This window comes from Streptomyces sp. TRM68367, assembly GCF_014495685.1.
Lineage (GTDB): Bacteria > Actinomycetota > Actinomycetes > Streptomycetales > Streptomycetaceae > Streptomyces.
This window is the reverse complement of the sequence record NZ_JACTVI010000031.1, coordinates 59,306-83,754: the sequence shown is the minus strand read 5'-3', so window position 1 is coordinate 83,754 and position 24,449 is coordinate 59,306. Positions and strand designations below refer to the sequence as shown.

Sequence of the window (24,449 nt, the reverse complement as noted above, 5' to 3'; positions counted from 1 at the left end):
GGAGGATTCGTGTGCAGGGACGTCGTCATATGGCTTCTCCGGCAGGTGGGGAACGTAGTCGCTTCTGGGGATGCCTCGTGTCGAGGTGTTGGGTCGGGTGGGGGCTGCCGATCTGCACCGACGCTGATCGGGCCGGGATGACCCATGAGGTGGACTCTGCGCGGGGCCACCTCGGGGGCTGGCTGGCCAACATTGGATCGGCCCTGTTCACCGTCGTGTTTCTCATCGGCTGTGTGGTCGCCCTGCTCGGCGTGAACCGCAGGGACCGGCAGCGTGGCCGCCGGATGGCTTCGAAGTATGTGAAGGCCGGGGGCGGCCAACAATGCCCGCTCTGTCTCACCGGGCACCGGGGTACATCTGAATCAGAAATTCGGCTACGGTTGCCGCCATGGTCGGCCGTCCCCGCAACACCGTGATCCTCACCGAGGACGAGCGGGCCGCACTGCTGATGTGGACCCGCAGCCGCACCTGTTCACAGGCGCGGGCCCTGCGTGCGCAGATCGTGCTGGCGTGCGAGGACGAGCCCACCAATACCGCCGTCGCCCGGCGCCTCGGTATCTCCCGTGACATGGTCGGCAAGTGGCGCTCCCGCTTCCTCGCCGAACGGCTGGACGGCCTGGAGGAACAACCCCGTCCCGGGCGGCCTCCGACGGCCGACGACGACACCGTGGCGCACGTCCTCGTCCGCACGCTCACCCCGCCACCGCCTGGTGCCAGGCAGGTCTGGTCGACCCGTTCCATGGCGGCCGAGACCGGCCTGAGCCAGAGCACGGTGAGCCGGATCTGGCGGACCTATCGCGTCCAGCCGGGGGCGCGCGCCACGGTCGGGCCGCGCCGGGCGTGGTCCCTGCCGGGCCACACCGAGGAGGTGGTCGGCCTGTTCATGGCCCCACCGGTGTGCGTGCTCGCCGTGACGGCCCGGGCGGGACGGGGCGAGGCCGTACGCACCCCCGCGGGCCGACTGTTCGGCCACGACCGGGAGCTGCCCCAGGTACTGGCTGTGGCCTGCGCCTTCGCGGCGCTGCGGGGCCGGCAGCACAGGGCGGACGCAGCCTGGACGGACCACCCCGCCCTGGGCGCGTTCCTGGAGCAGGTGAGGTCGGCAGCGGGGGCGGGGGCAACCACCGTGCACTTGCTGGCGCACGGCGTACCGGCAAAGGCGTGCAGCGCACTCGGGCGGCCGGAGGCGGCCGTGCCCCCGCGCCTGCGCTGGCACCGCGCACCCGGCCCAGCGGCGTGGACCGACGAGGCCCAGCGCCTTCTTGCCGCCGACGCCCAGCTCCCGCACGAGGCCGCGCACGACCTGCCCCGCCTCCGCGACGCGCTGCTGACCTGGTCCACCACATGGACCCCCTCCGCAGCCCCCTTCACCCGGGTAGCCGCTCCGCGTCCGACGTACGACATCCCGGCCATCTGCGGCCCTGACAACGACTCGAACGCCCACGGCGCACGCACACTCGGCGACCTGGCCAAAGTCACGGCGACTCAGATCACATCCCCCGATGCCCCGCCCGGCGCCCCCATCACCACCGACCCCGTCGTAGGTCTGCTGCGTGACGCTGTCCTCGCCGGTCCCTGCCGGCCCGGCGACCGTGTCCGGGAGGCGCCGCTCGCGGCCCGCCTCGGCCTCTCACGCCGGGTCGTCCGCGCGGGACTGCGATCGCTGGCCGAGGAGGGCATGCTCGACCTGCTCCCGGGCGGCGCGACGGCCGTCCCCGCCGTCACGGTGAAGGACGTCCTCGATCTCTACGCCCTGCGTGCCAGCCTCGGCGCGCTGCTCATCCGGCGCGTCGCCATGCTCGGCCGCGAGCACCTCGCCCCGGCCTCAGCGGCCCTGGCGGAGGTTCTTCACGCCGCCCGGGACAATGATCACGTCCGTATGCGTGAAGTCGACCTGCGGTACCAGGACGCCCTCGCCCGTACCGCGGACCTGCCGCAGGCCGCCCTCACCTTCGAACGCCTCACGGCCCGCCTGCGTATGTTCGTCACGGTTCTGGACATGGACTACGGCCCGGCCTGCGACACCATCGCCGACGAGGACACCGCCGTTCACGACGCGTTGCGCGACGCCGACGGAAACGAGGCGGCCCGCCTGTGGCGGGTCAAGATCGAACGCTGCGTCCGTTACATGATCGCCCGACTCCCCGAGGACGACGTCGCCCCGCACCTGTGGACCACCCTGGCGGGCAGGCCCCGCCTGCGCCCGGAGGACGCGCGAAGCACCGTGCACTGACGCGATGAACCTTCGGCCCCGTCGGGCACATCTCCAACTCGCTGGTGCGGCAGCGAGTTGTCGGCCTCACAGCCGCACAGCGCCGTCTCAGATGGCTCCGCGGATGGCCCGTTCGAAGCTCTCGACGTGACTGCGGGCGAGCTGTGCCGCTTTGCCGGGGTCCCCGGCGACGATCGCCTCGATCAACGGTCCGTGCTCCCCGACGTGGCCGGCCATGTCGGACAGGCGGTCGACGAACAGGCACCAGATGCGGGTGGCCAGGTTGTCGTGGCGGACGAGGGTGTCCTCCAGGTACGGGTTCTGCGTGGCGGCATAGATGGCGCGGTGGACCTGGAGGTCCAGGTGCATGAGCTCGGCGGCGTGGCGCCGAGAGGGCTCCGCGCTATCCAGTTCCCGCCGTAGGGCCGTCAGGGTCGCACGGTCCGTGGCCGTGGCGCGCCGCGCGGCCTGGGCGGCGGCGAGGGGCTCCAGTTCCTGGCGCACCTCGGAGATGTGGACCAGGTCGGTGATGTTGACCTCGGTGGCGAAGGTGCCGCGTCGGGGGTAGGTCGTGATGAGGCGCTCGTACTGGAGCCGCTTGAGCGCCTCGCGCACCGGCGTCCGTCCGACACCGAGGGACTGCGCCAGCTGTTCCTCGTTGATCGGCGTGCCCGGGTGGATCTCGAGCATGACGAGCCGGTCGCGGATGACGCGGTACGCGCGCTCGGCGAGGGACAGCTCGTCGCCCCCGGGCTTCCCGTCCTTGGACTCGGTCGCCACCTGCTGCTGCATGAAGCCCCCCTTGACCTCTCCGGCAAGCTCCCATACCTTACCGCAGAGTCTGATATATCAGTTGCTCATCAGTTGACTCTCAGGATGTGCGCAGATGGCAATGAACCCGTCGATCACCACGGACACCTCCCCGCTCCTCCTCCCGCTCAGCCGACTCGACCCCGAGGTGCCACCGCGGTCGACGACGAGCTGCACCGTCAGCAGTCCACCCTCGAGATGATCGCGTCGGAGAACTTCGCCCCGCCGCCGTCATGGAGGCCCAGGGCTCGGTACTGACCAACAAGTACGCCGAGGGCTACCCGGGCCGCCGCTACTACGGCGGCTGCGAACACGTCGACGTCATCGAGCAGTTGGCCATCTCCCGGGTGATGGAACTGTTCGGCGCCGAGGCCGCGAACGTGCAGCCCCACTCGAGCGCCCAGGCCAACGCGGCCGCGATGTTCGCGCTGCTCAAGCCCGGCGACCCGGCCCCCGACCCCACCGTCTACGACAAGGAGTACGTCCACACCGACGTCCTCGTCGTCGGCGCCGGACCGGCCGGACTCGCGGCCGCCGCCACCGCCGCCGGCTCCGGTGCCCGCGTGATCCTCGTCGACGACAAGCCCGAGCCCGGCGGCTCGCTGCTCTCCGGCGCGGAGACCGACCTCAAGCGGGTCACCGACGCCCGCGCCGCACTCGACGCCACCCCGAGGCAGTGGTGCTCCAGCGGACCACGGCCTTCGGCGGTTACGACGACAACTACGTGATGGCCCTGCAGCGGTGCACCGACCACCTCGGAACCGACGCCCCCGAAGGCATCTCGCGCCAGCGGCTGTGGCACATACGGGCCCGCCACGTGGTCCTGGCAACCGGCGCTCCACTGAGGCGGCGTCAGACCGCCGACCAGCCGTCGTCGACGGGCAGCACCACGCCGTTGATGTTGCTCGCCGCGTCGGAGGCGAGGAACACGATGGCGGCGGCCTGCTCCTCGGGCTCGGCCGCACGGCCGAGGTTGACGAAGTGCGGACCGAGCGCCGTCGGCCCGTGCGCGCCCTGCTCGACGTCCACGACGATGGGGGTCACCGTGGCGCCCGGGGCGATGGCGTTCGCCCGGATGCCCTGCTTGCGGTACATCACCGCGAGGTTCTTCGTCAGCCCCACCACCCCGTGCTTCGAGGCCGTGTACGCGGCCCCCGCCGCGCTGCCACGCAGACCGGCCTCGGAGGCGGTGCTCACGATGGCCCCCTTGCCCGCCGCCAGCATGTGCGGCAGCACCGCCCGCGTGAGCAGGAAGGGCGCGGTGAGGTTGACCCGGATGACCCGCTCCCACTCCGCGTCGCTCACGTCCGCGAGCGCCGACATGCGGTCCATGATCCCGGCGTTGTTCACCAGGACGTCCACCCCGCCGAAACACTCCACGGCGGTCTCGGTCACCCGGTCAACGACGGCCTGCTCGCTGAGGTCGCCCGTTACGGCGACGGCGGTCCCGTCGGCCTGCTCGATCTCCTTGACGACCGCCTGAGCGCCCTCGGCGTTGAGGTCCGCCACGACCACGCGCGCGCCCTGCGCGGCGAAGGCCAGGGCGGTCGCGCGCCCGATGCCCGAGCCCGCTCCGGTGACGATGACGCTGCGTCCGTCGAGTCCGCCGGCCATGAGGTGCTCCTGTCCGTTCTTCGCAGGCGATGTGCCCGCTGCGCTCTCACCCTACGATTTAATGTCTGTGAGTGCCATAAACTCTTGGTGGAGAAATCCGGGAGACTGATCACCATCAGCCGGAGGAAGAGATGACCGCACCTCGCGGACGCACGGGACGGCCGCCCCTGACCGAGGAGCGCAAGGCCGAGATCCGGCTGGAGATCGCCCGGGCCGCGGTGGACCTGTTCGTCACCCAGGGCGTCACGGCGACCACCGGTGAGCAGATCGGGCAGGCGGTCGGCGTCTCCTCGCGGACGGTGTGGCGGTACTTCCCGAGCAAGGAGAGCTGCGTACGGCCGCTGTTCTCGGCGGGCATCGACCTGACCGTCGCCTGTCTGCGCGACTGGCTTCCCGGGCAGCCCCTGGAACAGCTCTTCGACCAGGAGCGCACGAGCGAGCACGGTCTCATCGGCGGCGGCGACCGCAACACCGTCGGCGCACTGGTCCGGCTGACCCGTACCGAGCCGGGCCTGCGCGCCGTCTGGCTCCAGACGCACGATGAGGCCGAGCCGGTGTTCGCCCGCGCCCTGGCCGAACGCGCCGGTCAGCCCGCCGACGCCCTGCGGCCCACGATCCGGGCGGCGATGTTCAACGCGACCCTGCGCGCGGCCGTCGAACACTATGCGTGGCGCACCGCCGACGCGTCGGCCGACCCCGCGACGGCGGAGGCCGAGCTGAGGGCGACCCTGCGCTGGGCGCTCGCCGTCGCGGCGGAAGGACTCAAGTGACGACGGCCGCCCGGAGGCGGCGTCGGACCTCGCGGCATCAGGCCTTTCGGTAGTCGTACGCCTCCGTGGCCGCCGCCTCCACCGCCGCGATGGCGCGTCCGCACACACTGACGTAGTGCCGCTGGGCTGCCCGGCCGAAGTACAGCTCCTCCGCGAACGCGACCGCGTACCGCGGTGATCGGATGTCCATCCCTGTCCTCCGCGAACCGAAGATCACAACCTGCTGCGCAGCGGCCGCGAGCGCGCCCAGGTGGAGGCCGCCTCGGGCCGACCGGGGTGCCACGCCGAGCTCAGGCGTCGTCGGCAACGCGAAAGCCCGTGTTGCCGCTGGTGCTGTCCGGGGTGTTACTGGTCCGTGCGGCCACCCGGTACCGGTTGCAGTAGCTGTGGTGGCACAGATAGGAGCCGCCGCGCACGACGCGGGAGCCGCCCCGTTCGGTGTCCCGCTCCGGGCCCCGCGGATTCACGGCGCATCCGGCGCCGGGGTGCTCGGTGCTCCACCAGTCGGCGCACCACTCCCAGACGTTTCCGGCCACGTTGTACAGGCCGAAGCCGTTGGGCGGGAAGGCATCCACCGGTGCCGTCCCGCGGTAGCCGTCCTCGGCGGTGTTCTTCACCGGGAACCGGCCCTGCCAGATGTTGCAGCGGTGCTCGCCGCCCGGGGTGAGCTCGTCACCCCACGGATAGACCCGTTGTTCCAGGCCGCCGCGCGCGGCGAACTCCCACTCGGCCTCCGTGGGGAGCCGCGTGCCCGCCCACTGGCAGTACGCGTGTGCGTCGTGCCAGGACACGTGGACCACCGGGTGGTTCTCGCGGCCTTCGACGGAACTGCCCGGCCCCTCCGGTGCCGCCCACAACGCGCCTTGGACGGCACACCACCAGGGCGTGATCTCCGGTCGCGGGGAAACGCGGCGCAGCTCGGCGGCCAGGAAGCCGGCGAACACGTACGACCACCCGAACCGCTCGGCGTCGGTGCGGTAGCCGGTCTCCGTGACGAAGGCGGCGAACTCGGCATTGGTGACGGCGTGGGCCGACAGCTGGAACGGCTCCACCCGCACCGGGCGGACGGGGCCCTCACCGTCGGTGGGAAACGCGTCGGGGTTGTCGGTGCCCATGAGGAACTCCCCGCCGGGAATCGCCACCAGCACCGAACGCGAGTGATCACGTGCGGCCGGAGCGGGTGCCGGGCGTGGCTGGTCCGTCGCGGCCTGGCCGCGGGGAGGGGCGCAGCATCGGGCTGCCTTCACTTCGCTCCTCCTGCCATCAGTGATCGCTTCCTTTCATCAGCCGACCCGATCGGACCGTACGGGCTCGCCCGGTGCGGGCAGGTCGACCCCCGGGATCCGCGGATCATCGCGTTCCGGCAGGGTATCCGCCGTTTCGACGAGCCACCGCAGCAGGACGTCCGACATCCTGGTCTCGACCTCGGCCAGCTCCGGACGGCCGGCGAGGTTGTGCGCCTCGTCCGGATCAGCCGCCCGGTCGTAGAGTTCCGCCGGCTCGTACAGCCGCCGGACGTAGGTCCAGCGCTGGTCCCGTACCGCGACGGCCTTGCCGACGGCGGCCGGCCGGTCGTGCTGCAGGGCGCACTTGCGGTCGTAGGGGAACGGCGAGCGCTCGAACTTCGGCTCCTCCTCCGCGAGGAAGCCACCCTCGGTGAACGCGTACTCGCGGTGGCCTGCGGCCGGGTCGTGCAGCACGGGCAGCAGGCTCCGGCCGAAGTGCTGGTAGCCGGGGTCGATCCCGGCGATGTCGAGCAGGGTGGGGAAGACGTCGATCAGCTCGGCCATCGCGTCGACCGTTCCGGCCGCGGGCAGGCCGCCGCCACTGAGGATCAACGGGTCGCGCGTGATGCAGCTGTCCAGCCCTGACGGCCACTTCTCGATCACGCCGAAGTCGCCGAGGTACTCACCGTGGTCGGAGAAGAACACCGTCACGGTGTCGTCGGCGGCACCGGCCTGGCGCACCGCGTCGAGCAGCCGCCCGACGTGGTCGTCCAGCCGCGAGACCATGCCGTGGTAGGTGGCGGCGACCTCGCGCCACATCTCCGGGGTCACGCGGTCGGTGCCGTAGTACTCGCGGATCCCCTGCAGAAAGGCGGGTTCGGGCCCGGTGCCGGACACCGGATCGGGCATCACGTCCCGGTCGTGCAGGGAGAACCACGGCTGGGGTGCCTGGAACGGACAGTGTGGAGCGACCAGCGGGGCGAACAGCACCCACGGCTGCCCGGGTGGCTCGGCGAGCCAGTGCTCGGCGGTGCGCACGGCCGCCTCGTCGAAGTCGATGTCGTCCGGGTCGAGGACCTCTCCCCGGTAGAACAGCCGCTTCCACACCTCGTCGTCGGCGCCGGGCAGCTCGGGCCGCCGTGCCGCCGGGGGGCCATCCGCCCAGCGCCCGCTGGTGGGCCTCGTCGTGAACCCGTGCTCGTGCACGGCCAGTTCCGTGGCACCGGGGCCGAACGTGTCCCCGCGGTCTCCCACCCACGTCACGTGGTAGCCGTTCGCGCGGAACGCACGCAGGAAGTTCGGCTCGTCGGCCCGCAGCGGGGTGCCGAACGAACGGTGGCCCGCCGTGTGCGGGTACCAGCCGGACAGGAACGACGCACGGCTGGGCGCGCACACCGGGTGCTGCGCGAACGCGTTGGTGAACGCCGTACCCTGCTCGGCGAGCCGGTCGAGGTGCGGCGTGCGGGCCAGGGTGTTGCCGAACGCGCCGAGCGCGTCGGCCCGGAGCTGGTCGGCCACGACAACCAGGAAGTTCGGCCGGTCCCTCATCGTTGTCTCCTCGTCTTTCCACTTGCCTGACCAGGTGATTCGCCACAGAGCCCGATCGATTGCGTCCAACCTCTTGCACCTTACCGAGCACTCGGTAAGGTAACCGCCATCACATGGAGTGGCAAGGAGGAGCTCGTGACAGAAGCGCCGTCGGTGCGTAACCGCCGACCCCCCGGAGTGCGGCGAGAGCAGATCCTCGCCGTCGCTACCGAGATGTTCGGCAACAGCGGCTTCCGGGGCGTGGCTCTCGCCGACATCGCGGCACGCGTGGGCATCTCACAGCCTGGCCTGCTCCACCACTTCAAGAGCAAGGAGGACCTGCTGATCGCCGCGTTGGAGCGGCGTGACGCCGACAGCAGCCAGTACGTCGCGGAGATGTTCCGCACTTCCTCGGTGGTGGACGCGTGGCTGTCGCTGTGCCGCCACAACATGGAGAACCCTCAGTCCATGCGGCTGTTCGCGGTGGAGTCCGCCGAGAGCATCGAGCCAGGCCACCCGGCCCACGAGTTCTTCCGGCGCCGGTACGACCGGCTCCGTGAGGCCACGGCCGGACGCGTCCGCCGCGACCAGGCTCTGGGCCGGCTGCCGGCGGAGCTCGATCCGATGGCGTTTGCGGCCGAGGTGCACGCGGTCATGGACGGGTTGCAGGTCCAGTGGCTGCTGGACCCTTCCTTCGACATGGCCGGGGTGCTGGCCGCCTACCTCGATCGGTTCCGGTGTCCGCAGGGGGAGTCGCGTTGAGCCGTCCTCTCGAAGAGCACCTCGACGCGCTGGTCGGCAAGCTCGACCTGTCGCGGAAGGTCCGGCTGCTGACCGGTGCCTCGCACGCGCACACCTACGCGGAGCCGGCGGTGGGACTGCGGGCAATGACGTTCTCGGACGGCCCGGCAGGAGTTCGCGGACCCTCGTGGGACGACGAGGAACCGTCGGCCTGCCTGCCCTGCCCGACCGCCGTCGCGGCGAGCTGGGACACCGGCCGTGCCGCGGACGCGGGCCGGCTGCTCGCGGCCGAGGCCCGCCGGAAGGAGGTCGACGTGGTCCTCGCGCCCACGATCAACCTGCACCGCAGCCCGGTAGGAGGCAGGCACTTCGAATGCCTTTCCGAGGATCCACTGCTGACCGGCCGGATCGGCGCCGCGCTCGTCGGCGCCCTGCAGGAGCACGGCGTGGCGGCGACGGTCAAGCACTACGTCGCCAACGACTCGGAGACCGACCGGTTCTCCGTCGACGTGCGGCTCGGCGAGCGTGCGCTGCGGGAGCTGTACCTCGCGCCGTTCGAGGACATCGTCCTGACCGCGCGGCCCTGGCTGCTCATGGCGGCGTACAACGGCGTCAACGGCACCACGATGACCGAGCACGAGCTGCTCGACGACCCGCTGCGCACCAGGTGGGGCTTCGACGGTGTGGTCGTCTCGGACTGGCGTGCCACGCGCTCGCTCGCCGCCGCCTCGGCGGGGCTCGACCTGGCCATGCCGGGGCCGGACGGACCGTGGGGCGAGGTGCTGCGCAAGGCCGTCGAGGACGGCGCGGTGCCCGAGTCCACACTCGACATCAAGGTCAAGAACCTGCTGCGGCTGGCGGCGCGTGTGGGTGCCCTGGAGTCGGTGCACGCCGGGCGCCCGGCAGCTGTGCGCGCAGGGCGCGACGTACGCGCACGGCTGCGCGCCGCCGCGGCCGACGGGACCGTACTGCTGCACAACGCGCGCGCCGCCCTGCCCCTGCCGCTGGACCGTGTCCGGCGCATCGCGGTGATCGGCGAGCTGGCCGAGCACCCCCGTATCCAGGGCGGCGGCAGCGCCGAGGTGTGCCCCGCCCAGGTGGTGTCCCCGCTCCAGGGGCTGAGGGCCGCACTGCCCCCGGGCGTCGAGGTCACCTACACCGCGGGCAGCTACCTCGACGGCGACCCCGGTCCGCTGCCCGCGGCATGCCTGCGTGGGGAGAACGGTGGCCGGGCCGTGCGGGTCCGGTGGCTCACCGACACCGGTGAGGAGGTGCGGACCGAGAGCCGGGACACCGGCGAGCTGGTCCGGTTCGGCAGCGACGTGCCGCAGGGCGCGGCCGCCGTCGAGCTGACCACCACGATGTGTCCGGACCTCACCGGCTCCTGGCAACTGGGCTTCCGCGGCGCGGGCAGGATCATGTTCGAGGCCGACGGGCGGACTCTCCACGACGAGGACGTCCCGTCCGCGCACGACGGGCCGGGCGCGGACATCCTCACCCCGCCCGTGCGGACGTTCGACGTCGAACTCACTGCGGGCCGTCCCGTGGAACTGCGCGTGCGGCAACGCATCCCGGCCGGCGGCTTCGCCCTGTCCTTCCGGGCCATGCGTCCCCGCCGGTCACCCGCCGACGAGCTCGCCCGCGCCCGGCAGGACGCCAGGGCCGCCGACGTCGCGATCGTGGTCGTGGGCACGAGCTCCCAGATCGAGAGCGAGGGCTTCGACCGCGCGCACCTCTGTCTGCCCGCGGGCCAGGACGACCTGGTGCGGGCCGTGGCCGAGGAGAACCCGAACACCGTGGCCGTGGTCAACGCCGGGGCACCCGTGCTGCTGCCGTGGCGCGGCGATGTCTCCGCGGTGCTCATCGCGTGGTTCGCCGGCCAGGAGGCCGGTGCCGCGCTCGCCGACATCCTCACCGGCACGGCCGAGCCGGGCGGACGGCTGCCGATGACGTGGCCCGCACACACCGAGGACGTGCCCGTGCTCGACACGCGGCCCGTCGACGGTCGCCTGCCGTACCGTGAGGGCATCCACGTCGGCTACCGCGCGTGGCTTCGCGAGGGCGTCGAGCCCGCGTACCCGTTCGGGCACGGCCTCGGCTACACGACCTGGGAGCTGGTGGACCTGCGCCAGCCCGCGGCCGTCCGACACGCGGACGCCCCGGACAGCCCCGCGACCGTCGTCACCGCCAGGGTGCGCAACACCGGCGGCCGACCCGGAAAGCAGGTCGTTCAGGTCTACCTGGCGCGCCCCGGATCGGGCATCGACCGGCCCGTCCGCTGGCTCGCCGGGTTCGCGACCGCCCACGCCGGTCCCGGCGAGACGGTCGAGCTGGACATTCCGGTGCCGTGGCGCGCGCTGTGGCACTGGGACTCGCAGGCGGACGAGTGGGCGGTCGAGCCGGGGACCTTCGACGCCCTCGTCGGCTTCTCCTCGGCCGACCTCCACAAGACGACCACGGTCGACGTGCCCGCCGGCACGCAGGCCACCCCTGGGGGAACACCGATATCCCAGCAAGCGGGGTCACCCCGCGAACGGTAAGCAATGAGGTGGTCCAACGATGTACCCCACAAGACGAACCTCCCTCGACTCGGCACTGTCGCGCCGGGCACTCCTCGGCGGGCTCTCGGCCCTCGGGCTGGCCACGGCGGTCGGCTGCCGCTCGGCGGCCGAGGAGGCCGATAAGGGTGGCGCGGGCGGCGAGACGGCGAAGCCGGTCCGCGGCGGCACTCTGGTGACGACGGTCAACGCGCCACCGGTGCCCGCGGCCTACTTCACCGGCCGGCCCGGCAACATCTTCTGGTGCCGCAACGTCCTCGAAACCCTTCTGCTGATCGACACCGACGGCAAGAGCCAGCCACTGCTGGCCACCTCCTGGTCACTGTCCAACGGCAACAAGACGTTCACCGCCAAGCTGCGTGAGGGCGTGACGTTCCACTCCGGACGGCCGTTCACGGCCGACGACGTCGTGTTCTCCCTCGAACGGAACATCGCGGGTGACGGCCTCGCCTCCCTGAACGGAGCAATGAAGGGCTGGCAGGTCAAGGCGACGGGCCGGCACGAGGTGACGATCACCTCGCCACGGCCCCTGCAGGAAACAGTGCACAGCATCCTCGATGCGACACCCATCATCGACCGGGAGAGCCAGAAGGGACTCGAGGACGGCTCGAAGGTCGTCGGCACGGGCCCGTTCGTGTGGTCCGGCTACCAGGCCGGCACCCAGATCACGATGAAGCGCAACGCCTCCTACTGGGCGGACGGCCTGCCCTACCTGGACAGCATCGAGATCACGGTGATCGCCGACTCGACCGCGCAGCTGGCGGCGCTGCGCTCGAACCGGGTCCAGATCGCGAACGGTCTCAGTGTCCAGGACGCGAAGACCATCGTCGACGACAAGACGTTCCACCTGGACCTCAACAAGGGGCTCGTCTACGGGATGGGACTCACCGTCGATCAGGCACCGTTCGACAACGTCGACGTGCGACGCGCGGTGGGCTACGCGATCAACCGCGAGCGGATCAACAAGCAGGTCATGGGTGGCCTGGCGACGACGGCCAGCCTGCCGTGGGGCAAGGACGCGACCGGCTATCCGGCGGACCTGGCGGGGACGTACACCTACGATCCCGACCGGGCCCGGCAGCTCATCAAGTCAGCCGGGGCCACGGGGGCGCGGTTCCGGATGGCGCTCCACAACCTGCCGATTCCGCGCCAGATCTACGAGATCATCGCGCGCGACCTGTCCGACGTGGGCCTGAAGCCGTCGCCACTGGAGCTGTCGATCGCGGACTTCGAGCCGCGCCGGGCCGCGGGCAAGCTCGGTCCCGCGTTCCTCACCTGGACCGCGGTGGGCGACATGCCTCCCGCGCTCATGCTCGACGCCCTCCCCGAACTGCGCCCGGCCAAGAACGCGGAGCACTACACGGACAAGGAGTACCAGCGCCTCGCGCAGGCGCTGATCGACAGCCCGGACGAGAACGCCACCAAGTCGCGGTTGCGTTCCCTGTCGCAGAAGCTGCTCGACGACGCGTTCTTCCTCCCCTACTCCGTCTCGCCCTCGACCTCGGTCAGCGTCGGCTCCCTGCGTGGCGTCGTCACCGGCCGCTACGGCCGCACCATGCGGGCCGCCTACCTCGCAAAGTGAGCCCGTGATGACCCGCTTCCTCCTGCGACGCCTGCCGTCCGTCACGCTCGTGCTGCTGGCGACCACGGTCATCGCGTTCCTGCTGCCGCGACTGGCGCCCGGCGATCCCGCCTCCGTCGTCGCGGGGCCCGGGGCCACGACCCAGCAGATCGACGCGATACGGGCCGTGATGGGGCTGAACCGGCCACTGGTCGAGCAGTACCTCCACTGGCTGGGCGGCCTCGTCACCGGCGATCTCGGCGAGTCGTACCAGTTCCACCGGCCGGTCTCCGAGCTGATCGGAGACCGGCTGGAGAGCACGGTCGAGCTGACGATCGCGGCCGCGCTCGTCATGATCGTCGTCGGGATCGGTCTCGGCGTCTTCGCCGGCTCGGCGCGCTCGCGGCTGTCGAGGTTCACCGCGGACGCGACGAACACGGTCCTGCTGGCGATGCCGCCGTTCCTGGCCGGGCTCCTGCTGGTGATCCTCCTGGGCGTCACCTTCCGGGTGCTGCCGATCAGCGGCGAGACGTCGGTCCTTGACGACCCCGTGATCGGGCTGCAGTACCTGATCCTGCCCGCTGTAGCCCTCGCGGTGCCGATGTCCGGCGGCATCGCCATGCTGGTGCAGTCCTCGATGGACAACGCGTGGCGACAGGACTACGTGGACCTCGCGGTCGCGAAGGGCGTGGGGAGACGGCGCATCACCCTGCGGCACGTGGTCCGCAACAGCCTCGGCCCCGCGATGGTGGCGATCGGCATCCGCTTCGGCGACATGCTGGCCGGCGCCGTCGTCATCGAGATGATCTTCGCGAGGAACGGGCTGGGACAGCTGGCCGTATCCGGCGTGCAGGGCTCCGACTACAACGTCGTGCAGGTGCTCATCGTCGGCGCGGTGGTGATCGCGGTGGTCGTGCAGCTGCTCACCGAGATCGCCATGGCAACCCTGGACCCGCGCGTCCGGTTGGGAGTGTGACGCTGTGACAACCGACATCGACACCGCGAGCGCCCCGGCTCCCGGTACTCCGGGTACGGCGCGCCGAGGCGGCGGGGGCGCGCTACGGCGCTACCTCACCGCGCTGCGCACGCCGCGGGGCGCGATCGGGGCCGTTCTGCTGGGTCTGCTGGTGCTGCTGTCCGTGCTGGCGCCGGTGCTGTTCCCCGGCGGGTACGACGCGCAGAGCGGCAACTCGCTGGCCGGCGCGTCGGCCCGGCACTGGATGGGCACCGACGAACTGGGCCGCGACGTTCTCGTCCGCACGGTCTACGGCCTGCGAACCGACCTCAGCCTGCTGCTGACCGCCGTCCCGGCGAGCGCGGTCATCGGGACCCTGATGGGGCTCGCCGGCGTGATCTCGCGGTGGCTGGGTTCCGGCGTGCAGCGGTTGCTCGACGTCATCCTCGGGTTTCCCGGGATGGTGCTCGGCATGTGCGTCGTGCTGGTCATCGGAACCGGCTGGCGGGCGCTGTTCACGGCCATCCTGATCATCGGGCTGCCCCTGTTCGGGCGGCAGGCCAGGGCGGGTCTGCAGGTCGAGCAGGAACGCGAGTACGTGCTGGCCGCCCGGGTGCTCGGGGTCCGGCGCCGGACCGTGCTGGTCCGGCACGTGCTGCCGAACATCGTCGACCCGATCATTGTCAACGCCGCCGTCTACATGGTGGTCGCGATCTTCATCGAGGCCGGCCTGAGCATCGTCGGGCTCGGCATCCAGCCACCGATTCCGTCGCTGGGCGCCATGCTCAACACCGGCGCCCGCTACATCGAGGTCCACCCGGCGTACGTCATGGGACCCGGCCTCGTACTACTGCTGCTCACGCTGTCCTTCACTCTCCTGTCCAACGCACTGAACAAGGCGGTGCTTCGCCGGTGAACACCGTTCCACAGCACATCACGACCGAGACGAAACAAGGCCGGACGGGCGCCCTGCTCGAAGTGCGCGGGCTGCGCACCGAGTTCGCCACCGGCGCCGGCACCGTGCGGGCCGTGAACGACGTCGGCCTGACCGTGCGGCGCGGCCAGGTCCTCGGCGTGGTCGGGGAGTCCGGCTCCGGCAAGTCCGTGACCGCCCGCTCGATCCTGCGGATGGTCCCCGAGCCGGGCCGCATCGTCGGCGGCGAGATCCTGTTCGCCGGGCGGGACCTGCTCGGGCTGCCCGAACCGGACATGCGCGCCGTGCGCGGCAGCGAGATCGCGATGGTCTTCCAGGACCCGCAGTCCGCGCTGAACCCGGTACTGACCGTCGGCTACCAGATCGCCGAGGCTCTCATCGTGCACGGCACGGACCGGCAAACGGCCCGGCGCCGGGCGGCGGAGCTGCTCGATCAGGTGGGTATCCCGGACGCCGAGCGGCGGCTCGACGACTACCCGCACCAGTTCTCCGGCGGCATGCGGCAGCGCGTGGTGATCGCCATCGCGCTCGCCGGCTCGCCGTCGCTGCTGATCGCCGACGAGCCGACCACCGCGCTCGACGTCACCATCCAGGCGCAGATCCTACGGCTGCTCGGCCGCCTGCGCGACGAGCTGGGCATCGCCGTGCTCATGATCACCCACGACATGGGGGTGGTCGCCGAGATGTGCGACGACGTGGTGGTGATGTACGGCGGCCGGGTCGTCGAGCAGGGCCCCGTCGAGGTGATCTTCGCCCGGCAGGAGCACCCCTACACGGCGGACCTGCTCCAGGCGATGCCGAGGATGGACGGGAACGGCAGGAACCGGCTGCCCGCCATCCCGGGAGCGCCACCCGACCCGGCGGCGCTGCCGTCCGGGTGCGCGTTCCATCCGCGCTGCCGCCTGGCCGAGGACGGGTGCCGCACCACCGTGCCCGAGCTGCTGCCCCGGGCCGCCGAGGGGCAGTCATCGGCATGCTGGGTCACCGGGCGCGGAGCGGCGATTCCGCCGCTGGACCGGGTGCCCGCCGACGTCCGCGACCAGCTGGATACCGGCGGCGCTCCGCCGCTGTCGGTGGAGAACCTGCGCGTGAACGTCGCCTCGGGCGGCAGGAGCCCGTTCGGCCGGCCCGACCCGGTGTACGCGGTGGACGGGGTGAGTCTGTCCGTCGCGGGTGGCGAGACGCTCGGCCTCGTCGGCGAGTCGGGCTGCGGCAAGTCGACGCTCGCGCGCACGATCGTGGGGATCAACCGGCCCACGGAGGGCCTCGTCCGGGTCGGCCCGGAGGGCGTGGACGCGTTCACCGGCGCGGGCGCCCGAGAACTCCGGTCGACCGTGCAGTACGTGTTCCAGGACCCGTACGCGTCGCTCAACCCGCGCCGCACCGTCCGCCAGTCGCTCGACGAGGCTCTGGAGATGCGCGGGATGCCGCGTGGCGAGCGGGCCACCGCGGCGAGCGAACTGATGCGCCGAGTCGGCCTGAACGAAGGGCACCTCGACCGGTACCCGCACGCGTTCTCGGGCGGCCAGCGGCAGCGCATCGGGATCGCCAGGGCGCTCGCCGTCGAGCCGAAGGTACTGATCTGCGACGAGCCGGTGTCCGCGCTCGACGTGTCCATCCAGGCGCAGATCATCAACCTGCTGGAGTCACTGCGTGACGACCTCGGCCTCGGCTACCTGTTCATCGCCCACGACCTTTCGGTGGTCCGGCACCTCTCCGACCGGGTCGCGGTGATGTACCTCGGCAGGATCGTGGAGACGGGACCGGTCGAGGCGGTGTACTCCTCGCCGCAGCACCCGTACACCGTGGCGTTGATGTCGTCCTCGCCCGTGCCCGAGACCGCGTCCCGCGACCGCGAGCGGATCGTGCTCACCGGAGACCTGCCCAGCCCGAAGAACCCGCCGTCGGGCTGCCGGTTCCGCACCCGGTGCCCCATCGGGCCGCTGGCCCACACCGCGCGGAGCGTCTGCGTGGAGGAGGAACCGGTGCTGGCCGAGACCCCGACCGGCCAGCTGGCGGCGTGCCACTTCGCCGGCGAGATGGCGACGCTGCCGCCGGCGGCGACCCACGAGCGGCGCGGACAGGGGGATGCGGATGCGACTGCATACCCGTACCTGGGGTGACGGCGAGCGGACCGCCGTCCTGATCCACGGGATGATGTCGGACTCGCGCACCTGGCACCGGGTGGCTCCGGCGATCGCCGAGCGCGGCCACCGGGTGATCGGCGTCGACCTGCCCGGGCACGGAGCGAGCGGCCGCGGCCACTACCGGCCTCAGGACTGGGCCGATGCCCTGGTGCAGACCCTGCCGTCCGAGGTCGATGTCGCGATCGGGCACTCGTTCGGCGCGGTGGCGCTCGCGCTGGCCGTCGACCGGCTGCGCCCCGGCCGTGCGGTCTATGCCGATCCCGCCTGGCTGCCCGACGGCCGCAGGGTCGGGATGGATCCCGTCCGGATCAAGCGTTTCAAGCAGGCGACGCGGGAGCAGATCGCCGAACTCAACCCCCGGTGGCGCCCGGAGGACGTCGACGTGGAGCTGGCGACGCTGCGCGACTGGGATCCGGACACGGTGGACGGCGCGGCACTCCTCGGCGGCGTCGAGATCGCGCCGCGCCGTCCGGGCGTGCCCTCGCTGGTGCTGTTCGCGGGCGAGGGCCCCTTCTGCTCCGAAGCGACCGTCATCGCGATGCGGGGACGCGGACTCGAGGTCCGGGTGGTACCCGGCGCCGGCCATACCATCCACCGCGACGACCTCGCCGCGTTCCTCGGTTCCCTGGAGGGCTGGATCTGATGCGGATCATCTACGTCGACGTCGACACGCTGCGTGCCGACCACACCGAGCCCTACGGCTACCAGCGGCCGACCACGCCGAACCTGCAAGCCCTGGCCGAGAAGTCCGTGGTCTTCGACCGCTACTACGCCTCCGACTCGCCGTGCCTGCCGTCGCGGACGGCACTGACGAGCGGGCAGTTCGGCATCACCAACGGCGTCATCGGGCACTTCGGCGAAGCCGCCCGGTTCCGGCTCGACGCCGGGCACGGGCCCGACCCGCACCGGCCGCTGCTCGGCCAGCAGCTCCAGGGCCACGGCTACTACACGGCGGCGGTGTCGATGTTCGCCGAGCGGCACCGTGCGTACCACTTCTGCGGCAACTTCCGCGAGATGATCCGCGCGACCGGCGAGACCAACGACGAGCAGGCCCACGACATCAACCGCGTGGCCATCGACTGGCTGCGCACCCACGCCGACGAGGACGACTGGTACCTGCACCTGACCTACTGGGAGCCTCACACCGACTACCTCACCGGTCCGCAGTGGACCCAGCGGGCCGCGGCATCCGGCCCCGCGCCCGCCTGGCCGGACCAGGACACCATCGACGCGCACGCGGAGATCTACGGGCCGCGCAGCGCGCTCGACCTGCACTACTTCGCGGGGCCGAGGAAGTCATCCGTGCCGGACACCATGCCCGACGCCATCCGGACCCGCGCGGACTTCAAGCACCTGATCAACGGGTTCGACGGCGCCATCATGTACTGGGACCACTACTTCGGGCAGCTGCTCGCGACGCTGGAGGAGCTGGGCATCGCCGACGAGACGGCGATCATCGTCAGCGCCGACCACGGCGAGTCGTTCGGGGAGAACGGCTCCTACGCCGAGCACGGGCTGGCCAACGAGCCCACGCACCGGCTGCCGCTCGTCGTCTACTGGCCGGGCGTCACCGACGCGCTGCCCGCAGACGCCCGCCGGTGCGACTCCCTGCTGTACAACATCGACCTGGCGCCGACCCTGTGCGAGCTGCTCGGGATGCCGGTGCCCGGCGGCTGGCAGGGTGAGTCGTTCGCCCCGGCGGTCCGCGGGGAGCGCATCGGCTCCCGCGAGTACCTGGTGTTCGGGCACGGCGCGCACACCTACCAGCGGGCCGTGCGGACCCGGGATCACCTCTACATCCGCACGTACCATCCCGGCGCGTTCCGGGCGGAGTGGGAGCAGCTCTTCGACGTCACGGCCGACCCGCACCTGACCCGCGACCTGCTGCCCGACGAGCCGGACCTGGCCGCGCGGATGCGCACCCACCTGGCCGAGTGGTGGGAGTACTACGCGGGACGGCCGGGCGCCCTGCCCGACCCGATGCTCACCACCCTGCAGACCGGACCGACGTACTACAACGACCCGGTGCGCTATGCGGGTCACCTGTGCGAGACCGGGCGCGGGCACCTGGCCGACGATCTCGAACAGCGGCTTGCCGCCACCACACCGGTCACCCCCGTGTCCTGGCACGCGCCCGACGTCGCGTGGCCACCGGGCCGTCACGAGCGTCTCGCCGCGAGGCTCGCTCCGAAGGAGAGTCGATGAAGGCCATCGTCGTCATGTTCGACAGCCTCAACAGGCGGCACCTGCCCCCCTACGGGGCAGAGTGGGTGGATGCCCCGAACTTCCGTCGGCTGGCCGACCGCACGGCGACGTTCGACACCTGCTACGCCGGCAGCATGCCCTGCATCCCGGCCCGGCGGGAGATGCACACCGGCCGGTACAACTTCCTGCACCGCGGCTGGGGACCGCTCGAGCCGTTCGACGACTCCGCCCCGGAGCTGCTGAAGGACCACGGCGTCTACACGCACCTCGCCACCGACCACCCGCACTACTGGGAGGACGGCGGAGCGACCTACCACGGCCGGTTCAACAGCTTCGAGTTCTTCCGCGGCCAGGAAGGCGACCCCTGGAAGGGGCAGGTGGCCGACCCCGACCTCCCCGACGCCATCGACGGACCGCGGGTCGCCCAGCGGCCCTCGTACCGGCAGGACCGGGTGAACCGGTCCTATATGCAGGACGAGCTCGACCACCCCCAGACGCTGACCTTCGACGCGGGCCTGGAGTTCCTGCACACCAACCACGCCGAGGACCGGTGGTTCCTGCAGGTCGAGACCTTCGATCCGCACGAGCCGTTCTTCACCTACGAGCGCTACCACAAGCTGTACCCCCACGACTACGACGGCCCGCACTTCGACTGGCCCGACTACCGGCAGGCCCTCGAAACCCCCGGGCAGGTGGAGCACCTCCGGCTGCAGTACACCGCGCTGCTGTCGATGTGCGACCGGTCGCTTGGCCGGGTGCTCGACGCGATGGACGAGCTGGAGCTGTGGGACGACACGCTGCTGATGGTCGTCACCGACCACGGCTACCTGCTCGGCGAGCACGGGTGGTGGGGCAAGGGGGTCCCGCCCTGGTACGACGAGACGATCCACACGCCGCTGTTCGTCTGGGACCCGCGCAGCGGTGTGCGGGGCGAGCGGCGAACCAGCCTGGTGCAGACCATCGACTTCGCCCCGACCCTGCTGGACTGGTTCGTGGTGGACATCCCGCCGGACATGCAGGGCGAGCCGCTGCGCGACGTCGTCGCCGACGACACCCCGGTGCGCGAGGCCGGGCTGTTCGGGGCGTTCGGCGGCCACGTCAGCGTGACCGACGGCCGCTACGTCTACATGCGCGCGCCCGCGACACCGGGGAACCGGCCCCTGCTCGAGCACACGCTGATGCCGACCCACATGCGTGGCCGGTTCGCCCCGGAGGAACTGCGCGGCGCCGAGCTTGCCGAACCGTTCTCGTTCACGAAAGGCGTCCCCACGCTCCGCGTCGACGGGTGGACCTTCATGGATCCCCACGCGTTCGGCACGCTGCTGTTCGACCTCGAGGCCGACCCGGACCAGCAGCGGCCGCTGGCCGACGACGACCTCGAACGGCGCATGGCCACGCTGCTCGTCCAGCTCATTCGGGCCAATGACGCCCCGCCCTCGCAGTACGAACGGCTCGGTCTGCCGGACACCGGCGATGTCGGCGACGAACACCTGGCGGTCCGGCGGCAGTGGGCCCAGGTGGAGGCGTCGCTCGACCTGGTGCACCCCGACGACTACCCGCGGGCCGAACCGAGCGTGCACGCCACGCTGCGGACCCTGGTCGACGATCCCGAGACCCGGGAGGTCCTGCGGCGCCACGCCCCCGCCGTTGTCGACGGGGGGATGCAGCGAACGGTGGGCGACCTCACCCTGACCGACATCGCCGCGTACGCCATCGGCAAGCTTCCGGTGCACGCCCTCAGGTCCATCTCGCGCGACCTCGCGGTGTTGGCGACCGAGCGGGGCGGCAAGGAGTAGTGGTGGCCGGCACGGAGACGCACTCCTGTGGCGGGCGTGTCGGTCTGGCGGCCGGCCCGTGCTCGCGGGCCGGCCGCCGGTCGTTGTGTACGCGTCAGCAACGGCGCCTGGCTCCCCATCGCCCTCGCCCACCCCGCTCTGGCGGCATGGTCCGGCCCCGCCGCGGAGGGGTTCCACCGCCGCAACGCCCTCCGCAACCCCGCAGCCATACCAGGAGCCGTATCGACCCCAGGCCGCATTGCCCTGCACGCCGAGGCCGCCACTTCTACCCACGCTCGGACGTCTGCTTCGTCCCGTTCGAAGGACCGCCCCTGGAGATCGCCATCGCCACGCGCGCCACGGACGACCGGCCCGCCATCGCAGCTGTCGGGGGACCTGGACCGTCACTGGCCCGTCGGCTCGAGTTGTGCTGCCGCTGACCGCGAAGGCCGGCGGCACCAGTGGGTGCCGCCGACAGGCCGCCGAACAGATCGGTCGATCGTCCGGGAGGTGATCCGGGTCAGGACAGGGGGAACAGTTCGAAGCGGTCGAACACCATCCAGTGGTTGCTGGACGAGGCGTTCTTCCCGACGACCTTGAACTGCAAGGTGTGCTCACCCGAGGTGAGCTGGAGGTGGCCGAAGGTGGTCCGGTAGTACTCCGCGGCGGTGCCGTACTCGTCCTGGGGCGGACCGAAGGCCTTGCCGTCGACGTAGAGCTGGAAGAAGCCCCGGTTCGCCAGCCTCTTGAGATAGGCGCTGAGCTCATAGCGCCCCGTGGCAGGCACATCGACCGTGTAGCTCACGGACTGACCCACGGCGGTGGCCTCCAGGACACTGGCCCGGCCCGCGCTGGCCCCCTCCTCGGCGAAGTTGCGGCGCACGACGCCCGAGGTCGAGGTGACGGGCAGCGACTCGGCCTCGTAGACCGTCTTGGGGCTGCCCGCGATGACCGGACTGACGTCGAAGCGCAGCGAGGCACTGGCCGGGAGCGCGGGCAGGGTCACCTTGGCCGTGTTGCCGTTGACCGTGTAGTCGCCCTCCAGGACCTTGACCGGGTTGGTCAGCTGCCCGACGTCGTCGAAGCGGGTGGCGCGAAACCGGATCTTGCCGTTGCGCTGCAGGGCGGCGGGGATGTTGCGCAGTTTGAGGTTGACCGTGTGCGCGGCGGTGGTCTGGTTGCCGATCAGGCCGGTGGAGCGACGCTGGGTGGTGTCGACCGCGGCGAAAGCGTCCACCGTGGTCGCAGCGGACGACGAGGTGCGTATGAGCCGTCCGGTCATGTCCTTGTAGGTGTTGTAGTTCCACCACACGCCCCGCGGCAGGGTCGTGCTCCGGGTTGTGGCGTTGCCCAGGGTCGGCACGAAGTCCGGGTTGTCCCCGACCCACTCCCAGGCGGAGTAGAGCCCGTCGGTCAGGCCGTTGGGCACGCTGCGTTCGAACTGGGCGAGGAAGCGGACGTTGACGCCCGCGTCCCACGCGTCCGCCTTGCCGTACCCGGTGCCCTGGTACTCGGTGATCGCGATGGGCATCGGGGTGATGCCGTTGTCGATCATCCACTGCTTGATCTGGGCGGTGTGCCCGGGGATGTCGGGTGCGCCCGCGGTGAGCTCGTGCCAGGAGAGCACCTGGGGCAGGCAGTCGTTCTGCTTGCAGTAGGTCAGGAACTGGGTGAGCTTCGCGAAGTTGTAGCCGGACAGTTCCGGGGCCTGCACCTTGAGCGCGGGGTCGCGGGCCTTGAGGGTGTCGTAGGCGACCTTGTGCGCGGTGAGGTAGCTGGTGAAGGGCCGCGCGGTGGTGTTCCACTGCAGGTCCGGTTCGTTCCAGGTGATCCAGGAATCCATCTGGTAGTCGCCCGCCTGGGCTTCGTCGTAGACGCTGTTGACGATGCGCTGCCAGCGGTCCTGGTCGCCGCCGTCCCCCGGCCGGTAGTTGTAGTCGGGGTTGTTGGGGTCGCCGGAGTAGTAGTAGACGCCGACCTGCATCCGCGCTCCAGTGGCCTTGACGCGGTCGTAGGTGGGGCGGTCGAACAGGCTGGGCAGGTTCCGGTGGTGGTCCGCACCGCGGATCGCCCGGACCTTGACGCCGTCGATGAGGTACTGGGCGGGCGAGTTGGCGTCGATCCCGTGCAGATACCCGCTGGCGACCTGGTTGGACGGCCCGACGTCGGCACCGTAGTCCACCGTCACCGTGAGCGAGTCCGCTTGCGCGGGCGACGCCCCCATCAGCGTGCTCAAGAGCGTCGCGGCCGCGGCCACGGTGAGCACCTTCAGGATTCTCATCGTCGAAAATCTCCCTTCAACTGTCGTGCAGAGGGTGTACGTGCCCGCCCTCCGTCACCGCGACGGAGATCCGGGGATTCGGGGTCAGGCCGTCCGGTAGGTGTCCAGGCGGCCGCACATGCCGAAGGCGCGATCGTCCGGTGCGGGTGCGTCCACGGCCATGACCTGCGCGTCCCGCAAATGCGCGCCGTCTGCTTCCAGCAGCGCGTCGATGTGCCGCGAACTGGCCGCGACCGACGCCGCGGGGCCGGCGGCGACGATGTCACGCCATGCGGCCGCCCGTGGCTGCACGAGCGCCGCGGCCTGCCGGCAGAGGGTGAGGAGTGGCTCGGGGGCGCCGTCGACCAGGTGGTCGCGCAGGGTCCGGAACCCGGCGACGGCCAGATCGCGCCGGCGCCGGGCGGAGACTTCCGGGTCGGCGGGGTCCAGGGTGGCGGCGGCGCGGTAGCGGTCGGCGTCGGCCAGCACGTCGGGCGGGAAGGTGAGGACGGCGTCGCCCGCCTCGGGCAGGCCGGCGTTCTGCATCACCACGACCACTCGCAGGCCGCCGTGGTTGACGGCGCGGTGCACCGTGCCCGGGCTGAACCAGGCGACGGTGCCCGCCCGCAGGGGGACGGAGGTGTACCCGGAGGGGGTGCGGGTCTGCAGCTCGCCGCCGCCCGCCACGACGACATAGCCCTCGGTGCAGGCGGTGTGCAGATGGGGTGACCCGCCGTGGCAGCCGTCGGCGGCTTCCCAGGGGTAGACCCCCAGCCCCGAGACCCCGGTGCCCGCCGGGGAAGGTCACCACGGGTGCTCCTTGAGGTATCCGGTGATGGCGGCGCGGTCCCACCGGCCGTCGGCGACGACGATCCGGCAGCGGCGTCGCAGGGTGTCCCCGTCGGGCAGGACGCGTTCTGCCGGGCCTGTTCGGTGTGCAGGCTCGGCGGCGTGCACAGGTGCACCAGGTCCGGCCGGGCGTGCTCGAGCATCTCCCCCAGGTCGGTGTAGGAGCCGGGGACGTCATGGGTGTCGCAGAACGACTTGACATGGTCGGGGTCGACGTCGCAGGCGGCGACGACCTGTACGCGGTCACCCTGGGCGGCCAGGGCGGGCAGGTGCGCGCCCCCCGCTATGCTGCCGGCGCCCACGAG

20 protein-coding genes and 2 pseudogenes are annotated in these 24,449 nt (G+C 71.4%); 13 read left to right on the top strand and 9 right to left on the bottom strand.

Annotation, left to right across the window (positions count from 1 at the left end):
* Positions 1-388 precede the first annotated feature (388 nt).
* A complete protein-coding gene (locus H8R17_RS21160) occupies positions 389-2,233 on the top strand; it encodes a helix-turn-helix domain-containing protein (protein ID WP_187824777.1) in 1,845 nt (614 codons plus the stop codon).
* Between the two features lie 87 nt (positions 2,234-2,320).
* Here the strand turns inward: H8R17_RS21160 and H8R17_RS21155 are convergent, their stop codons facing one another.
* Entirely contained in the window at positions 2,321-3,004 is a 684-nt protein-coding gene (locus H8R17_RS21155; RefSeq protein WP_187824776.1) for a GntR family transcriptional regulator, read from the bottom strand.
* A gap of 94 nt (positions 3,005-3,098) precedes the next feature.
* On the opposite strand from H8R17_RS21155, the pseudogene H8R17_RS21150 reads away from it, so the two are divergent.
* Both H8R17_RS21150 and H8R17_RS21145 read left to right on the top strand, forming a co-directional pair.
* Positions 3,099-3,468: pseudogene (locus H8R17_RS21150) on the top strand (serine hydroxymethyltransferase); the annotation flags it as partial.
* Positions 3,442-3,750, top strand: a complete 309-nt coding sequence (locus tag H8R17_RS21145; protein WP_399477042.1) for an FAD-dependent oxidoreductase — start codon at positions 3,442-3,444, stop codon at positions 3,748-3,750. The pseudogene H8R17_RS21150 and the gene H8R17_RS21145, both read left to right, overlap by 27 nt.
* A gap of 124 nt (positions 3,751-3,874) precedes the next feature.
* Here the strand turns inward: H8R17_RS21145 and H8R17_RS21140 are convergent, their stop codons facing one another.
* Entirely contained in the window at positions 3,875-4,636 is a 762-nt protein-coding gene (locus tag H8R17_RS21140; RefSeq protein ID WP_187824775.1) for an SDR family NAD(P)-dependent oxidoreductase, read from the bottom strand.
* Between the two features lie 131 nt (positions 4,637-4,767).
* On the opposite strand from H8R17_RS21140, the gene H8R17_RS21135 reads away from it, so the two are divergent.
* Positions 4,768-5,406: a TetR/AcrR family transcriptional regulator gene (locus tag H8R17_RS21135; protein WP_187824774.1), complete on the top strand. Its 639-nt coding sequence runs from the start codon at positions 4,768-4,770 to the stop codon at positions 5,404-5,406.
* 37 nt (positions 5,407-5,443) lie between these two features.
* Here the strand turns inward: H8R17_RS21135 and H8R17_RS21130 are convergent, their stop codons facing one another.
* The 3 genes from H8R17_RS21130 to H8R17_RS21120 form a co-directional block, all read right to left on the bottom strand.
* The gene (locus H8R17_RS21130) at positions 5,444-5,596 is read right to left on the bottom strand and encodes a hypothetical protein (protein WP_187824773.1); all 153 of its coding nucleotides are present in this window, start codon (positions 5,594-5,596) and stop codon (positions 5,444-5,446) included.
* A gap of 100 nt (positions 5,597-5,696) precedes the next feature.
* Complete coding sequence (locus tag H8R17_RS21125) at positions 5,697-6,653, bottom strand: formylglycine-generating enzyme family protein (protein ID WP_187824772.1); 957 nt, start codon at positions 6,651-6,653, stop codon at positions 5,697-5,699.
* A 36-nt stretch (positions 6,654-6,689) separates the two neighbouring features.
* Positions 6,690-8,180, bottom strand: coding sequence for a sulfatase-like hydrolase/transferase (locus H8R17_RS21120; protein ID WP_187824771.1), 1,491 nt, complete (start codon positions 8,178-8,180; stop codon positions 6,690-6,692).
* A 135-nt stretch (positions 8,181-8,315) separates the two neighbouring features.
* Between H8R17_RS21120 and H8R17_RS48755 the strand changes: the two genes are divergently transcribed.
* From H8R17_RS48755 to H8R17_RS21080, 9 genes are read left to right on the top strand one after another with little or no spacing between them, the layout of a single operon-like run.
* A complete protein-coding gene (locus tag H8R17_RS48755; RefSeq protein ID WP_187824770.1) occupies positions 8,316-8,921 on the top strand; it encodes a TetR/AcrR family transcriptional regulator in 606 nt (201 codons plus the stop codon).
* Positions 8,918-11,440 (top strand): beta-glucosidase, encoded by a 2,523-nt coding sequence (locus tag H8R17_RS21110; RefSeq protein WP_187824769.1) that lies wholly within the window; start codon positions 8,918-8,920, stop codon positions 11,438-11,440. The genes H8R17_RS48755 and H8R17_RS21110 overlap by 4 nt, the downstream gene beginning before the upstream one ends.
* Positions 11,441-11,459: 19 nt before the next feature.
* Entirely contained in the window at positions 11,460-13,040 is a 1,581-nt protein-coding gene (locus H8R17_RS21105; RefSeq protein ID WP_187824768.1) for an ABC transporter substrate-binding protein, read from the top strand.
* 7 nt (positions 13,041-13,047) lie between these two features.
* Complete coding sequence (locus H8R17_RS21100; protein ID WP_187824767.1) at positions 13,048-13,995, top strand: ABC transporter permease; 948 nt, start codon at positions 13,048-13,050, stop codon at positions 13,993-13,995.
* A 4-nt stretch (positions 13,996-13,999) separates the two neighbouring features.
* Positions 14,000-14,890 (top strand): ABC transporter permease, encoded by an 891-nt coding sequence (locus tag H8R17_RS48750; protein ID WP_316959480.1) that lies wholly within the window; start codon positions 14,000-14,002, stop codon positions 14,888-14,890.
* Positions 14,887-17,031 carry an ABC transporter ATP-binding protein gene (locus H8R17_RS48745; protein ID WP_316959479.1) on the top strand — a complete coding sequence of 715 codons (2,145 nt, stop codon included), beginning with the start codon at positions 14,887-14,889 and terminating at the stop codon, positions 17,029-17,031. Before H8R17_RS48750 ends, H8R17_RS48745 begins: the two co-directional genes overlap by 4 nt.
* On the top strand, positions 17,003-17,698 hold the full coding sequence (locus tag H8R17_RS21090) for an alpha/beta fold hydrolase (protein ID WP_187824765.1): 696 nt from the start codon (positions 17,003-17,005) through the stop codon (positions 17,696-17,698). The genes H8R17_RS48745 and H8R17_RS21090 overlap by 29 nt, the downstream gene beginning before the upstream one ends.
* Positions 17,698-19,260 (top strand): sulfatase, encoded by a 1,563-nt coding sequence (locus H8R17_RS21085; RefSeq protein WP_187824764.1) that lies wholly within the window; start codon positions 17,698-17,700, stop codon positions 19,258-19,260. The genes H8R17_RS21090 and H8R17_RS21085 overlap by 1 nt, the downstream gene beginning before the upstream one ends.
* Positions 19,257-21,056 carry a sulfatase gene (locus H8R17_RS21080; protein WP_187824763.1) on the top strand — a complete coding sequence of 600 codons (1,800 nt, stop codon included), beginning with the start codon at positions 19,257-19,259 and terminating at the stop codon, positions 21,054-21,056. The genes H8R17_RS21085 and H8R17_RS21080 overlap by 4 nt, the downstream gene beginning before the upstream one ends.
* Positions 21,057-21,555: 499 nt before the next feature.
* On the opposite strand, the gene H8R17_RS21075 is transcribed toward H8R17_RS21080, so the two are convergent.
* From H8R17_RS21075 to H8R17_RS49315, 4 genes and pseudogenes are all read right to left on the bottom strand, one after another.
* Complete coding sequence (locus tag H8R17_RS21075; RefSeq protein ID WP_187824762.1) at positions 21,556-23,316, bottom strand: hypothetical protein; 1,761 nt, start codon at positions 23,314-23,316, stop codon at positions 21,556-21,558.
* A gap of 84 nt (positions 23,317-23,400) precedes the next feature.
* Positions 23,401-23,982 (bottom strand): cupin, encoded by a 582-nt coding sequence (locus tag H8R17_RS21070; protein WP_316959478.1) that lies wholly within the window; start codon positions 23,980-23,982, stop codon positions 23,401-23,403.
* Positions 23,983-24,099: 117 nt separating this feature from the next.
* Positions 24,100-24,252: a hypothetical protein gene (locus tag H8R17_RS48740; protein ID WP_187824786.1), complete on the bottom strand. Its 153-nt coding sequence runs from the start codon at positions 24,250-24,252 to the stop codon at positions 24,100-24,102.
* Between the two features lie 20 nt (positions 24,253-24,272).
* Positions 24,273-24,446, bottom strand: a pseudogene (locus H8R17_RS49315) (Gfo/Idh/MocA family oxidoreductase); the annotation flags it as partial.
* Between the last annotated feature and the right edge of the window lie 3 nt (positions 24,447-24,449).